Origin of the sequence: Solibacillus silvestris, from assembly GCF_051967575.1 — a bacterium.
In the GTDB taxonomy this organism is placed as follows: Bacteria; Bacillota; Bacilli; order Bacillales_A; family Planococcaceae; genus Solibacillus; species Solibacillus silvestris_B.
The window spans coordinates 1-14381 of record NZ_JBQCJW010000036.1; the positions used below are offsets into that span (position 1 = coordinate 1).

At 40.8% G+C, this 14381-nt stretch carries 12 protein-coding genes and 1 riboswitch; of the genes, 9 read left to right on the forward strand and 3 right to left on the reverse strand.

Annotation, left to right across the window (positions count from 1 at the left end; genetic code table 11):
- Window positions 1–585: 585 nt before the first annotated feature.
- The 6 genes from ACTHOQ_RS16170 to ACTHOQ_RS16195 all read left to right on the forward strand — a co-directional run bounded on the left by ACTHOQ_RS16170 (window position 586) and on the right by ACTHOQ_RS16195 (window position 6598).
- Window positions 586–903, forward strand: a complete 318-nt coding sequence (locus tag ACTHOQ_RS16170) for a hypothetical protein (protein WP_440497182.1) — start codon at window positions 586–588, stop codon at window positions 901–903.
- Between the two features lie 12 nt (window positions 904–915).
- Window positions 916–1305, forward strand: a complete 390-nt coding sequence (locus ACTHOQ_RS16175) for a MerR family transcriptional regulator (protein WP_440497183.1) — start codon at window positions 916–918, stop codon at window positions 1303–1305.
- 552 nt (window positions 1306–1857) lie between these two features.
- Entirely contained in the window at window positions 1858–5046 is a 3189-nt protein-coding gene (locus tag ACTHOQ_RS16180; protein ID WP_440497184.1) for an AAA family ATPase, read from the forward strand.
- Window positions 5024–5497: an AAA family ATPase gene (locus ACTHOQ_RS16185; RefSeq protein ID WP_440497185.1), complete on the forward strand. Its 474-nt coding sequence runs from the start codon at window positions 5024–5026 to the stop codon at window positions 5495–5497. The genes ACTHOQ_RS16180 and ACTHOQ_RS16185 overlap by 23 nt, the downstream gene beginning before the upstream one ends.
- A gap of 5 nt (window positions 5498–5502) precedes the next feature.
- A complete protein-coding gene (locus ACTHOQ_RS16190; protein ID WP_440497186.1) occupies window positions 5503–5970 on the forward strand; it encodes a hypothetical protein in 468 nt (155 codons plus the stop codon).
- A complete protein-coding gene (locus ACTHOQ_RS16195) occupies window positions 5960–6598 on the forward strand; it encodes a hypothetical protein (protein ID WP_440497187.1) in 639 nt (212 codons plus the stop codon). Before ACTHOQ_RS16190 ends, ACTHOQ_RS16195 begins: the two co-directional genes overlap by 11 nt.
- Window positions 6599–6798: 200 nt before the next feature.
- On the opposite strand, the gene ACTHOQ_RS16200 is transcribed toward ACTHOQ_RS16195, so the two are convergent.
- Complete coding sequence (locus tag ACTHOQ_RS16200; RefSeq protein ID WP_440497188.1) at window positions 6799–8748, reverse strand: methyl-accepting chemotaxis protein; 1950 nt, start codon at window positions 8746–8748, stop codon at window positions 6799–6801.
- A gap of 501 nt (window positions 8749–9249) precedes the next feature.
- Window positions 9250–9699, reverse strand: a complete 450-nt coding sequence (locus ACTHOQ_RS16205; RefSeq protein WP_440497189.1) for a general stress protein — start codon at window positions 9697–9699, stop codon at window positions 9250–9252.
- Window positions 9700–9904: 205 nt separating this feature from the next.
- On the opposite strand from ACTHOQ_RS16205, the gene ACTHOQ_RS16210 reads away from it, so the two are divergent.
- Together ACTHOQ_RS16210 and ACTHOQ_RS16215 are read left to right on the forward strand one after the other, a co-directional pair.
- Complete coding sequence (locus tag ACTHOQ_RS16210; RefSeq protein WP_440497190.1) at window positions 9905–10525, forward strand: LysE/ArgO family amino acid transporter; 621 nt, start codon at window positions 9905–9907, stop codon at window positions 10523–10525.
- Window positions 10526–10718: 193 nt separating this feature from the next.
- On the forward strand, window positions 10719–12113 hold the full coding sequence (locus tag ACTHOQ_RS16215; RefSeq protein ID WP_440497191.1) for a vWA domain-containing protein: 1395 nt from the start codon (window positions 10719–10721) through the stop codon (window positions 12111–12113).
- A 617-nt stretch (window positions 12114–12730) separates the two neighbouring features.
- Here the strand turns inward: ACTHOQ_RS16215 and ACTHOQ_RS16220 are convergent.
- Window positions 12731–13456, reverse strand: a complete 726-nt coding sequence (locus ACTHOQ_RS16220) for an HAD-IIB family hydrolase (RefSeq protein WP_440497192.1) — start codon at window positions 13454–13456, stop codon at window positions 12731–12733.
- Between the two features lie 65 nt (window positions 13457–13521).
- On the opposite strand from ACTHOQ_RS16220, the gene ACTHOQ_RS16225 reads away from it, so the two are divergent.
- Window positions 13522–14184 (forward strand): Crp/Fnr family transcriptional regulator, encoded by a 663-nt coding sequence (locus ACTHOQ_RS16225; RefSeq protein ID WP_440497193.1) that lies wholly within the window; start codon window positions 13522–13524, stop codon window positions 14182–14184.
- A gap of 87 nt (window positions 14185–14271) precedes the next feature.
- Window positions 14272–14367: riboswitch (guanidine-I (ykkC/yxkD leader) on the forward strand.
- Window positions 14368–14381 lie beyond the last annotated feature (14 nt).

Consider the following 14381-nt stretch of genomic DNA (forward strand, 5'->3'; position numbering starts at 1 on the left):
TGTGGAACAATCCGTTCGGGATGTTGCCCCAAGAAAAAACTTAGGCAGAATGTGTCCGAAAATTTGACGTAGATCCAGTTGTTGTATGCTGCAGATTTTTAAACATAATATAAACCTCCATTTTTTATAATTAAAGGAAACAGTAATAATACTGAATTACATATCCCCCCTAATTTCTCTTTAAAATCGATCTTCTAACCGTAAGTCGAGAATTTTATTCAAGTAATTGACTATAACTTGTTAAAAGCAAATTTTTTAAAAGCATCCATGCTCCCGCTCAAGTTGCACGACCGTCACAGAACGACCTGGGAAGGATGCAATTTGACAGCAGGGAAATATGTTCGTATTAACCTGTAAATGCTATTATGAGATAAAGAGTTTTTAAAGTAAAGTAAGTACTTTCAGGTGCTATAGGTACTTCGGAGTAACATAGATACCTAGTTGTACCTATAGGAAGGGGAAGGAAAAATGCAGCAGAAGAAATATAATATATCCATCGAAGCAACAAAAAGTATTTAATATTTATTGACATGGAGTTAACTCCACCTTTTAAAGTTAATGTATTACAAGGATGGGGTGAGGTAAATGGTTTTTATTATATATTTATTGATTGGGTTATATGCGGTTTTAACTGGAATAGCAGGTGTAAATCAATGGAAAGAAGAAGGACTCCGATTGCGGACAGTAATGTTTGTCATTGTATCCATAGGCATTTTCATCATATTAGTTTTGCCGAATAAAGATTGGATGCTTAGTTTGCTTATAATTGCATTTGTCCTGCTCCATATTTTAGCGATTGCAGAAGGGCTGCAGAAATTTGGACGGCTAAACTACCGCCATCATATCATCCGTTGCATTTTTCACTGTATAATTGTGTTATTGGTTTATATATTTATAAAATAGGTGGTGTTATTCATGAAAATCGGTGACTTTGCTGAAATTACGGGTATTAGTAAAGATACAATCCGTTATTACGAAAAGATGGGCTTATTGCATCCGGAAATTGTGAATAAGCACCGAAAATATAATGAGCATGACATTGATATAGTTGAAACAATCCTTCAACTAAAACAAATAGGTTTTTCGCTTCAGGAAATCAAATTGCTTTTTAGATGGTCGCAAAATACAGATCAAAATAAAAAACTCGTAAAAGAAGAAATCCGAAATCTCCTCCAAATAAAAGGGATATTCCAAAAGAAATATGAACAGATGGTACAAAAAGAAAATCATATTAAACAAATAAAAGAAGTATTACTAAAAGCTCATAATAAAATATCCGTGCTATTAGAAAAGAATAATGGCTAAAGCTTAATGCTTAAGTAGATATTCGGGTGTATTTAAATGATTTCTAAGCTTCACTTAAAATATAGCGGGATAACTTTATCATAAATAATGAAGTTGATTATTTCCATATCGAGCTGCTTCATATAATCACGCTCTCTCCAATAGAAGGCTTGTTTTTATGTTGGTGTCTCCTGTTTCTATAAATTCAGCCGATCATCGGCATTTACAGCCCCAAAAGGGAATTATCAATTATATGTGGTTGTTAATTGTATTTTTATTGGCAAAAAATCAAAATTGCCTGACGTGCTTTGGATAGAAAGGAGAAGTACATAAAACAAACTATGCTTCTCCCATATTTATAAATCGCAATTCCAAACTAGAGAACTAAAGAATAACCAAAATATGAAAGTAATTCACCCCTTAACTATCCATATAATTCCACTAACCGATATGTTAGAATAACCCCATACTATATGAACGCCTAATAGCTCCATTCTATTTTCCCGTAAACAATAATTCCCTGTATAGTTCATGCAACTGTACAATGAATCCTCTCAAGAAAGGAAGTCTGGAATGAAAACAAAATTTGCTCGTCTTTTAAAATTCCTTTTTCCGGAATGGCAAATATATGATGATTACAAAAGACATGGCTTTATTTCTAAAAAGTACAGAAGGAGTATTTCCGGCAATCTGAAACGCACGCCTCAATACAACAGGGGTCCATATGTTACAGACGCTTCAAAAAGCTTAGCAGCGAGCCATGTCGACAATCGAAGAAACCTCGCATCACAGTCCGAGACAACAGCTCGCAGCAACCATATGGAACCGCCAAAGAAAAAGACGCACAAAATCCCGAAAGAAAACATAGATGCCATATTTCAGCATATCCGTGCCTCCATCGGTGCGCAATGGATTGGCCAGGGAGGGTACTTGGAGCAGCTGTCGATTGCGTTTAAGCGCCCGTTTGTAACGGGGATGGATCCATTGAAGCCTAAAAATGCAATGTTTATCTTTGGGCATCCGGGGTCAGGAAGAAAAACCAGTGTAAGGAACATGGCAACCTTGCTCAAGGAAAACAAGCTTATCGATTATGAAACAGTTTCCAAAATCGATCTCGCATCCTATGCTACTGCGACCGAGTATCAGCTTTTTCTTTCCGATTTGTATAAATCTTTATATGCTAAGTCCGACATTGTCCTGTTTGAAAATATCGAAAAGGCTCCGTCCAATGTGGTTGATGCCATTGCTCAATTGACAAAGACAGGTACATACAAATTGTCTGCCCGCTACACAGTGGAGCAAAATCGCTTAATGGATACAACCGGCGTATTGTCCAGGCAGACGATAAGCGAAATCCATGCAAACCAGAAGTTCTTTGTTTTTCTTTCGGAACGCAATGAAAAGGATGTATACCATATGTTTGGCGGTGATTTTATGGATGCAATTCCGGATTTGGTTCATATATATCCTTTTTCGGAAGCAGAAATCAGCCAAATCGCAATCCGTATACTAGAGAACTTGAAGGCAAAGTGCGCTTCGGATTTAGGTATTGCTCTATCGTATGATCCGGCAGTTTCTCGATTTCTTGCAAAGCAATTCAAGAAGGTTACCGGTGTAATCAGCCTGAAAGAGACAGCCGATCGATATATTTATCAGCCGCTTTCAGAGATGAAACTAAGAAACTATGAAAAGCTTAACGAATCTGTTCATATAAAAATAGAATCCGGAAAATATGTGGCACTCGCCGGAGCTGAATCGCTGCTGCTGGAGAACTTCTCACGGGGCATGAAGGAAGCCGGCATTGCTGATATAAAAAAAGAGCTGGGGCAGATTGTCGGGATTGACAGTGTGAAAGAATATATCCTGAAAATCGAGGATAATCTGAAAATCCAGCAGCTTCGGGAAAGCAAAGGGCTCAGCAGGACAAATATAACGATGCACATGGTCTTTACAGGCAATCCCGGTACAGGGAAAACGACGATTGCCCGTGTTGTTGCAAAATATTTAAAAGCGATCGGGGTGTTGTCCACTGGCCAGCTGCGCGAAGTGACCCGAGCAGATCTTGTCGGTGAATATGTCGGCCACACAGCGAGGCTTACAAATGATGTAATTAAATCCGCGCTTGGCGGGGTGCTGTTTCTCGATGAAGCATATGCCCTAGCCCGGAATGAGCATGACTCGTTTGGCATTGAAGCAATTGACGCCCTCGTAAAGGGGATGGAAGATTACCGTGATGAACTTGTTGTCATACTGGCCGGATATAGTGAGGAGATGAAGCAGTTCCTTAACTCCAACCCAGGATTAAGATCTCGTTTTCCGAATATCGTCCATTTCGAAGACTATAAGCCTGAAGAAATGTGGGAAATTACCCGCTTGATCAGTAAGCAAAAAGGATACAAAATTGCCGATGGCTGCAAAGATGGAATGCTCAGATTATATGAAAAAAGCCAGATTAGAGGAAAGAATGACAGCGGGAATGGGCGACTCGTCCGAAATGTGATTGAAGCGGCAATCCTCAAGCAGTCGGGCCGTCTTATCCGGAAGCCGGATGCACCAATCGATGAGTTGATCTATGAGGATTTTCCGTTTGAGGATCAAAGTGGATTTGACTTGGAGGCTAGGCTTTCGCAAGTAGTCGGGCTGGATAATGTGAAGCAGTTTATCCATACCCAGCACAGTCTCCTTATCGCAGAGAAAAAGCGCCGGGAAGCAGGATTAATGGTGGATGCCACCCAGTCATTGCATATGATTTTCAGTGGTAATCCTGGTACTGGAAAGACAATGGTTGCGAGGATTATGGCCAATATGTTTAAAGAGATGGGGCTTCTGAAATCCGGCACTTTCGTGGAAGTGGACAGCGGGGGCTTAGTCGGACAATATGCGGGGCACACCGCGAAAAAAACAGAGGAATTATTCCGTTCAGCTCTTGGCGGGGTGCTGTTCATTGATGAAGCATACGGTCTTTCATCCAACACAAGCTATGGACAGGAAGCGATTAATACACTCGTTAAGCTGATGGAAGACTATAGGGAAGATATTGTGATCATTCTTGCGGGCTATAAGAAGGAAATGAAGGAATTTCTGAAAACAAATAGCGGTCTCGAATCCAGATTTCCGCTTCATGTTGATTTTCCGGATTATACGGAGACGGAGCTTTTTGAAATTGCGAAAATCATTATTTCCTCTAAAGGATTCACTATGGCTAAGGAATCAGAAAGAATCTTGGACGATCAGATTGCGACTCTGCACAAGCAGTCGAACAGACACTCCGGGAATGGCCGGATGGTCCGGAATTATGTTGAGGAAATTACGAGAAATCAATCATTGAGAATTGCGATGACTGATGTTGCAGTAGAAGAGATGAATATAATCCAGCTACAGGATATTAAGCCGACGGAAAATGTTCCGAAAAGCTATGACTTGGAAACTGCGCTGGCGGGTATTGCCGGTCTTGATGAAGTGAAAAATCATATCCGCAGTTTGCATGCCCGTTTGCGTATCCAAGCAAAACGGAAGAAGGTTGGTCTGCCGGTCGATGAAAACCGAACATTGCATATGATTTTCACTGGTAATCCTGGCACTGGGAAGACGATGATGGCAAGGGTTATCGCAAATGTGCTGTACAGCTTGGGAATCATTCAGGCAAATAAACTTGTGGAAACGGACCGTTCTGGTCTTGTCGCTGGCTATGTTGGCCAGACAGCAATTAAAACAAGGGAAATTATCCAAGAAGCGATGGATGGCGTCCTTATTTATCGATGAAGCTTATGCGCTCGCACGAGGGGGTGCGGGGGATTACGGGAAAGAAACAATCGACACGCTTGTGAAGATGATGGACGATCACCGTGATCGCCTTGTTGTCATCCTTGCCGGATACAGCGAAGATATGGAGCATTTCCTGTCCGTAAATCCTGGATTAAAGTCCAGATTTCCAACTATCATTGAATTTCCCGATTACGATTCAATGGAACTGATGAATATTGCCGGAAAGTTTTACGATGAACATGGATTTAAATTGACAACGGCCGCGGCGGAAAAACTGGAGCATATATTTTTGGAGGCAAGCAATGAAAGGGATTTTGGTAATGGGCGCTACGTCCGGAATGTCTACGAAAGATCGCTCAATCTTCAAGCTAGTCGGTTAAGTCATATAGAACAGCTTACAGAAGCGGACTTGACAGAAGTTACAGCAGAAGATATTGAAAGGGTGTGAGCTGCATGAAGTTTTTGAAGAATCTGCTTTGGGGCATATTTGCCGCAGCGTATTTCATCATTCCAATGGGTGTTGTAATTCTTCTGCTCGTCTTCACGCCCTTAATGTTTCAAAGCGATGTCAATGCTATACGCGCATCGGGCTTTGCTGGTCCGGACCGGTCCATAACCTTCATCTCGATGGCGGGAATGATTATCGGCATTTCCCTGCTTGTTCCGGCTTTAAGGAAGGTGTATGGCATTTTTCCTTGGCTGTTTCCTTTTGTAAAAATATTCTTTGTTACCTTTGTTATTTTAAATGTCGGAATCGCAATTCTTAACTATGGCTATGAAGTCAATAATCCGAAAAGGCATACGCTATTTTATATTTTAATGATTGTTTTTGTTTTTTCAGGGAGGCTTGTATTAAGCTATTACTTTTGGAGGAAACCTGTGAACATTGGAAAGGAGGAGGGGCATTTCCATGAAGGATGACAAGCGTAAACCGGGCAAGTGGCAAGCCGGCTGGGGAAAGGAAGAAAAAAAGCGTAAAACGAAAAACGCTTCAGGCAGAGGCCCTGCTGATTTTCCGCCGGAGTCATCTGCTCTATCCGAAGCTGAAGCACCACTGCGCTCGAAGCGGTTATTAAAGACATTTGGCGGCATAGCCCTCGCCATCGGGATTATCGGTTTCTTTTTCACGTCCGGGCCATCTGTTGAGACATCAAGAGCTGCCACAGATGCACTGGCGGATCAGGTGTCTGTTGAACTTGCAGCCGGTACGGTATTGCTGTCAGACGATGAGAAGCTTGCCGCACAGGATTACACGATTGTCCATAGCTTGGCCGAAGAAGAAACGGTCATCTGGGTCTGGGACTATGCAGCGGAAGATGGGGACTATGTGCAAGTTCTTGTAAATGGGACCCCTATATCAGAATCGTTTATGATCAAACATAAGCCAAAAAAATTCACTGTCGCAGCTGTCGGAACGGTAGAAATTAAAGGAATAAGGGACGGTGGCGGCGGTATTACCTATGCAGTACGGTACGATGTGAATGGAACAAGTTATTTTAACACTGCCCCGCTAAATGGAATGAACAGCTATGAGTTGGTGAGGGAATAGTGCATAATGCTTGACTAGTTTTAATATGAATTAGGTTTTAACTGGCGCTGGATAGCATAAAATTAGGCAGCAAAAGAGCTACGAGAATTTTTTCTCGTAGCTCTTTGCTGCTGAATGAAAGGCTAAAGCCCGCCCAAAGCAGGCACACTTAAAAACCGGTTCTATTCAGTTTTCATTAATCCATAATGCTCAATTATTATTTATACTTTAAACTTATGCATTATTTGCTGCAAATTGTCGGCCATTTGATTTAAAGCTTGAGCAGAGGCACCCATTTCTTCCATCGAGGCATGGATTTCCTCTGTCGTGGCCGCGACTTCTTCAGCTGCGGCGGCAGTCGTTTGTGCATGTGTCACTAATGAAGTAGCTGTTGAAGAAGTTTGCTCAACAGAAGCAGCCATTTCCTGTGCAGTTGCTGTGACATCATTCACTTTAGGTGCGATATTTTGCAGTGCCTCCAAAATTTGCTGGAATTTGCCGGCTGTCTCGTTTGTCAGCTGTATACCTTGCTGGACATCTGTTTTCGCATGATTCATTAATGAAACGGAATTTGCCGTGTCCTGCTGAATTCCTTTAATTAATACATTGATTTGTTCTGTTGATTGCTGCGAGCTCTCTGCAAGCTGACGAACTTCCTGTGCGACAACCGCGAATCCCTTTCCGTGCTCCCCCGCACGTGCCGCTTCAATGGCTGCATTTAGCGCCAATAAATTCGTTTGGTTCGCAATACCGTTAATAACATCGACAATGCTTCCGATTTCCTCGATACGCTTCGATAATGCGCGGATTGTGTCATCAGATTGTGCCACAGAGTCATCAATCGAATTCATTTGCGCCACTGTGTTTTGAACGACGATATTCCCTTCGTTTACCGTGCCGATTGCATCCGTCGATAAAGAAGTAACCTCGTGTGAACGATTCGCGATTTCAATAATACTATTCGCTAAATAATTCATCGATTGTGCATTTTGTTCGTTGCCTCTCAGCTGTTCGTCCGTGCTGACTGCGACCTCTTGCACAGCATGCGCAGATTGCTCAGTCGCCTCGATTGTCAAGTTTGTGCTTTCCTTTAATGATGAGGCGGCTTCACGCACACCATCCGCACTATGCAGCCCTTGCTGGATTAACGTATTTAAGTTTTCGCGCATTGTATTGAATACCTTGCCTAAATGTCCAATTTCATCCTGTGACTTCACATCTACTATTACGGTTAAGTCACCTTCACTTATAAGGGTTGCTTTTTTCGACAATTCCCGAAGCGGACCATTGATTGAACGAATAATCAAATAGGCAAAAACTGTTGCGAAAACCAGGGCAATGAAAACAACGGTTAAATCTCCCCTTAAATTTTTATTTGCGACCGCCTCTGCTTCGCTGTCAAATGTTTTAGCAAGCACTGTCCAGCCTGTTATTTCATTTTTAACGTAAAAAGCTTTTGTTTTGTCTTCTTTAATAACACCGCTATTTTCGGTCAAATTTTTACTAATTGATTCAACAGCTGCTGACCCAATCTCTACATCGGGTGCGGCCATATAGTTATTTTTGCTATCCAGAAGCATCGTAAAGCCTTCTTTGCCAACCACAACAGAATCGTTAATCTCGGCTAACTTTTGAATAGTCAAATCAATTCCGATAACGCCTGAATTGTCCTTTAATTGTTGTGCAATCGTTACGACAAGAGTGCCGGAACTAGTTGCAATATAAGGGTCGGTAATAATCACTTCTCCCTTTGCTTCGATTGCCTCTGTATACCATGGACGTTCTCGCGGATCATACCCTTTTTCATATTGATGCGCTGGACGACGCAACATATGACCATCAATCGTACCTACATAGGCAATGCCGATTTCTGGATGAAGGGCGAGATATTCATCAAGCAGTGAATTAATTTTCCCGCGGTTTTCCAGCATATCTTGAGAAATATAAGATGAAAAATACGACAGCTGCTGAAGCTTCGGTTGGATTGTTTCCGTAATCTTTGAATTCAATAAATTTAAATTTAGTTCAGCGCTTGACTCCTGCTCTTCAAATATCAAATTTTTTGTATTGCTATATGAAAATAGAGATACAGTTAATGTTGGAAATAGTAGTACAACTGCAAATGCAAAAATGAGCCGGGATTTAATCGACCACTTCGTAAAAAAATTCAAAATTATAACATTCCTTTTCTAGTTAGCATAATATTTTCTTTATAAACCATTCCATATCGCTAATACTTTATTACTGTTTTCAATATATTGCAATACTTATTTGATTATTAACATTCAGAACTATATAACACTTGTCAGGGAAAATTGAAAAAAACTTACGATTTAATATTAAGGTAGTTAGATGTGGAAGGGGAAACGTAAGGTTGAAATAAAATGCCATTCCAAAAAATGGGATGGCACTCGCTTTATCTATTCCTTTTAAAGGTTACTGATAATATTTTTTCATATGCGCATAATACATTAAATTTTGAATGATACAAATACTGAGCGCGGCAATAATATAAACGATATAAGGGAACTGGAAAAGTAAAAGTAAGATAAGGACGCCCATTGCATCTCCCCGGCTGCCCACTATACAAACATTTGAATAGATTTGTTAGCCTGCTGCATAACAAAAAAGCCATCCCGCGGTTTACGGGATGGCTTGCGCAATAATTGCTATTATAAAATTGGACCTCTTGTATCCTCGTCCACTATCACCAAAATTTTCCCTGCTTTAAATTGTTCGTTGTAACGGTCGGCCTCCTCTGCGGAAATTCCCATTCCTACTAAGGCACCAGCCAATCCACCGACACTTGCACCCGCAGCAAGTCCTGCCAACCCTGTAGCAATTGGTCCAGCTGCCACAACAGGACCGATACCTGGGATAGCAAGTGCGCCAAGGCCTAAAAGAACCCCGCCAATACCACCTAAAGCTCCGCCGGCAGCTACGCCTGTAACAGCGCCTTCTACGACATCCGCACCTGTTTCATCGGAAATCATATCCACTTCGGACTGTCTCTTGCTGACAATTGAAATGTCTTCAGAGCGATAACCTTGTCGCTTCAGATCCTCAATTGCCGCAATAGCTTCTTGCTCTGTATCATAATACCCTATTGTATGTTTTGCCATTTCTATCATCCTCTCCTTTGAGCCTGTGCACAATTTAAATTTACCCGCGCAGAAAATTTGTAAACTAGGTAAAAATTCTTCATAGCCCATTTTCCCGTATAACCCGATATCGTAGCAAAATGGTTGGGTTAGTTCCCGTCCAATTGGTTGGAGACATATCGTCCCTTTAACATTATTCTAGATGTATATACGAGGGGGAATGGAAGTGGAACCGTTAATTCATGGAATACTACTGGCATTTGGTTTGATTTTGCCTTTAGGAGTTCAAAACATATTTATATTTAATCAAGGGGCGATACACAGGAAATTCACGAAAGCATTGCCTGCCGTGATTACCGCTGGAGTCTGCGACACTATCCTCATATATTTGGCGGTAGCGGGAGTTTCCGTTATTGTGTTTAATTTTGAATGGTTAAAAATGTTGTTATTTTCAGCAGGTTTCTTTTTTCTTGCATATATGGGGTTGGTAATATGGAAAAACAAACCTGAAGTCCGCACTAATCAAGAAGAAAGTCGATTTTCTCCACGACGTCAGATTGTATTTGCTGCATCTGTGTCATTACTTAATCCCCACGCTATTTTGGATACAATAGGAGTTATCGGAACAAGTTCATTAGCGTATACAGGGTATGGCAAATGGGTGTTTACGGCGGCTTGTATTGGGGTATCTTGGTTGTGGTTCATTTCGCTGGCGGTTTTCGGAAAAAAGCTTGGGCAAATTAACGGAAATGGGAAGTTCCTAATCCGCATAAATCAAATTTCGGCGATTATTATTTGGATGATGGCTATTTATATGGGCTATCAGTTATTTTCATTTTTCTTCTAATGTAAATTTGAGCAGTAAAAGAAAGTTGCATCGGGGTAAATGACCGTTCATCCGAAAAAGAAATAATTCCATTTTTATAGTAGGCAATAATACTCTGACTGGTTTCGTAAAAATGCATCCAAAACATTAGAAACTAACTGCTTCTCAAAACGTAGAAAATTAAAGATCGTTTATATAGAAGGAGGAGTAAGAAATGAAGCTCTTAAAAAGGGATACAGTTCTAATATCCATGCTAAGTTTAATGATCATGGCAGGATGCGGGGATGACCAAATAAAGACAAAGGACACAACGCCTGCCGAAAATGAGGCAGTAGTGGAAGCAACGGAAGAAGAAATTCCGCGTGCCGGGAGAACAGTGGAAGAAATGGTCGCTCAGAAAGCGGGCGTACTAGTTGAATTACATATGGATCAGCAGCTGGAAACGCTTGGGGGCTGGGACGGTCAGAAGTATCTGGATTTCCTGAAGCAAACATTCAATCCCATTGCAGAGAAGGAGTTTGAAAGTTATTTTACCGAACATACAGATTTGAACAGTGAGGAAGTATATGATTATTTAGTGCATATGCTTGGTTCAGGAAATTATGAAAACTATTATGGACAGCTTACTGCCTATGAACATGGATATGCTATGCCAGACCTCCCAGAAGGCGAAGATGAAGTGACGACTAAACAAAAGAAAATGAATGTAGTCGTACTGATGGATGCAAGCGGCAGCATGAATGGGGTAATAGGCAAACAATCGAAAATGGAGCTGGCTAAAGCAGCAGTTGCCAAATTTGCGGGGCAGATTCCGAGTGATGCCAACATTTCGCTAATTGCCTATGGACATGTCGGTTCTTCGTCAAAGGCAGATAAAGCGGCATCCTGCGCGGCGGTGGAATCCGTGTATCCGTTGTCCGCGTATGAGGCTGCCAATTTCGCTGGCTCGTTAGATTCTTTTGAGGCGAGCGGCTGGACACCATTGGCAGGAGCAATCCAAAAGGCGGGCGAACTATTGCAAGCTTATCCTGCCGAGGAATACTCGAATCTTGTTTATATGGTGAGTGACGGAATAGAAACATGTGACGGGGATCCTGTTGCGGCGGCAAAGCAACTTCAAAGTCAAAATATAAAAGCAAAAGTCAACATTATCGGTTTTAATGTAGATAATGAAGGACAGCAGCAGCTTAAACAGGTGGCCGATTCTGGTGGCGGTGAATATATCACAGTAGACGACCCGGCTGATCTGGAAGTGCAAATGACGAAAAAATGGAAGCCTACCATAGGACAGCTTGTTTGGACACAGGGAGTAACGATTCAACAGTTTACAGATGCAATGGAGCGTATGAATCAAATATATAATCCTCTATATTCAGCCTCCGATGCAGAACGAAATCGCATCAGGCATGCAGTCAATTTCCTGTATAATGAAGAACTCATTTCGGATGATGTAAAGGAACAAGTATGGAAATTGGCGGAATCATTGCATGATTTGCGCAATGACCATTTTAAGGAAATAAAAGAGAAGAAAGAAGCGGAAAGAGAGCAGGCGAGCGAAATGATCAATGCCGAGGTTGAAAAATGGCGCCAGCAATGGAAAGATGAATAGAAAGTAGATAAACCGCCCGCTTTGGCCCGGATCGGAAAAGTGGGCGTTTACGGTTGACTGAAAAAATGTCCTTTTATTCAGAACTTCAAATTCATTTAACATGGTTTTTTATAAAATAACAATCGGGCTCGTTTCTTCAAAAATGCATCTGTATTCATTTAATGGCTATTTTATTGGCTGGGCGATAAACCTGGCCGATAAAAAGATGCTTGTTTCCTATCGGGGATGAGAAAGGTCCGCACTTATCGGTTGGGAAATCAGGTTAAGTCCCTAGTCGGATGAATAGACGGAAAAATTCCGCTTAATTAGGAATTAAAATAAAAAACAGCTTAATTAGGCGGAGAAATTCCGTCTATTAACTTGAAAAACATGAAAATGAGGGAATTTACTTTGCATAGACGGAAAAATTACCCTTATTTATCCCAAAACATGCTCTAATCCATAAATAACCGGAAAAACTCCGCTTATTTTGTTTTTCTTCGTTACTTAATTAAAGAGCATAATTCCGATTGGATAAAATATGAAGTTTGTATAATGGGGGAAAACAAGTATTCCATATCACTTCTAATAGACAGACTCAGAAACGGTAAGCGACGTTATGCTTCTGAGCTTTTTCATTAATTAAATTCATGACCCAACTCAACAATCATCCGAGCTACTTCCTCTTTTTTAATTGTTACAGAAGCATATTTTTGCACTTCATTTTGCCCGATACAGACGCTAAAACGAGCTTTTTCAAACATGCATTGATCATTGCTGTCATTTCCAAAGGCGATGAAATCTTCTACTTGGAGTTTTTCAAGACCATATACTTTATTGATGCCGAATGGGCTTATATCGATCGCATTTTCATTTTTATAAGCTGTCACACAAAGGGGCAGTTTACTCAGCTCATCTAGAAGCGCCTCATGTGGCTCGAATAAAACTAATTTGCATATTTCTTGTAATGCACCGATTTTCAAATTTTTTGCAGTATCCTGATTAATGTTTTTATAAATCGGATGTTCTATATTTCCTGTAAAAGTATAGTCCCATTTACCATCGGCTAAATAAGTAAGTTTATGTTCGTTAATGATTGTATGTAATTGTGTCATAAGTTCCGGTGTGAAAGTATGTGCTGTAATATGCTCGTGATCCGAGATGAAACAACCATTTCCGCCAATTAGTTTTCCTCTTTTAAAAGATTCCGGAAGTACAGGGACTAAATCTCGAATCGGACGGGCAGAAGCGAAAATAACAGTATGTCCATCGTTGGAGATTTTGTGCAATGCCTCAATAATTGGTTGTTCAATAGTTTTGCCGTCAAAGCAAAGCGTGCCGTCTATATCAAATACAAAATTCATTCAAATCCCTCCTGTGAGCAGTATAATAAGTATGACGAGATGGCGAAAGGACAGGTGTCTCACCGATGGATCTAGAAAAATTCAGCAATGTTTATACATATACCTTTCCAAGTGAACTAATTGCAGAAATACAATGGAAAACTTATGAACCGAATGATGCCATTTTAACGGCAGGCGATGAAATAGACGGACTCTATTTTTTAGTGGAAGGGAAATATTATGTATCAAGCCTTGAAATAACAGGCAAAGAATTATTATTAAGATATAGTAAAGTGCCTGCTATATTGGGGGACATTGAAGTATTGGAGCAATGTACCATTCAATCGAATTGTATCGCTGCTGAACGATGTGAATTTATCTTTGTCCCGCTTATTACATATAAAAATTGCTTACAAAACGATGCCCTATTTGCTCAATTATTATTAAAGGAACTGGCCTACAAGTTAAAGACATGTACGGTTTCTTCTAGAGTCAATGCTTTATCGCCCGTATCGGTCCGCTTGGCTGCTTATTATTGTACGATTGCTTCTGGCAATGCAAATAGTGAATATATTATCTCCAATAAACTGGATGAAGTGGCTGCATTAATCGGTACAACAAAAAGGCATTTGAACCGAATTATGAGGCAATGGCAAGAAGAAGGGCTAATTTATAGACAGGGAGATAACGTTCAATTTTTGGACTGGGATGCAATCCAGAGCTATTCTGAAGGAGTAAGGTTTGAATGAGGAAAGCTGTTTTAAAGCAAATGAAATTTAAAATCTTAATGCTTGAATGAGCCGGTGAAATGTGAAATAATTATTTTAACTTTATAGAAATACACCTTCTAGGGTTCCGTTTGCGCAGGCATTGTCTGGTCCGAGAGAAGGTGCGCGGTTTCGGCGTCACGGAGGGATAAAAGCCTGGGAGATATGTTGATGAACAT

What these genes read in the sequence shown, in the direction of transcription:
- ACTHOQ_RS16205 (WP_440497189.1), bottom strand. Translation starts at nt 9,699, where the DNA reads ATGGCAAAACATACAATAGGGTATTATGATACAGAGCAAGAAGCTATT.
- ACTHOQ_RS16180 (WP_440497184.1), top strand. Translation starts at nt 1,858, where the DNA reads ATGAAAACAAAATTTGCTCGTCTTTTAAAATTCCTTTTTCCGGAATGG.
- ACTHOQ_RS16185 (WP_440497185.1), top strand. Translation starts at nt 5,024, where the DNA reads ATGGCGTCCTTATTTATCGATGAAGCTTATGCGCTCGCACGAGGGGGT.
- ACTHOQ_RS16225 (WP_440497193.1), top strand. Translation starts at nt 13,522, where the DNA reads ATGGATCTAGAAAAATTCAGCAATGTTTATACATATACCTTTCCAAGT.
- ACTHOQ_RS16220 (WP_440497192.1), bottom strand. Translation starts at nt 13,456, where the DNA reads ATGAATTTTGTATTTGATATAGACGGCACGCTTTGCTTTGACGGCAAA.
- ACTHOQ_RS16175 (WP_440497183.1), top strand. Translation starts at nt 916, where the DNA reads ATGAAAATCGGTGACTTTGCTGAAATTACGGGTATTAGTAAAGATACA.
- ACTHOQ_RS16195 (WP_440497187.1), top strand. Translation starts at nt 5,960, where the DNA reads ATGAAGGATGACAAGCGTAAACCGGGCAAGTGGCAAGCCGGCTGGGGA.
- ACTHOQ_RS16190 (WP_440497186.1), top strand. Translation starts at nt 5,503, where the DNA reads ATGAAGTTTTTGAAGAATCTGCTTTGGGGCATATTTGCCGCAGCGTAT.
- ACTHOQ_RS16170 (WP_440497182.1), top strand. Translation starts at nt 586, where the DNA reads ATGGTTTTTATTATATATTTATTGATTGGGTTATATGCGGTTTTAACT.
- ACTHOQ_RS16215 (WP_440497191.1), top strand. Translation starts at nt 10,719, where the DNA reads ATGAAGCTCTTAAAAAGGGATACAGTTCTAATATCCATGCTAAGTTTA.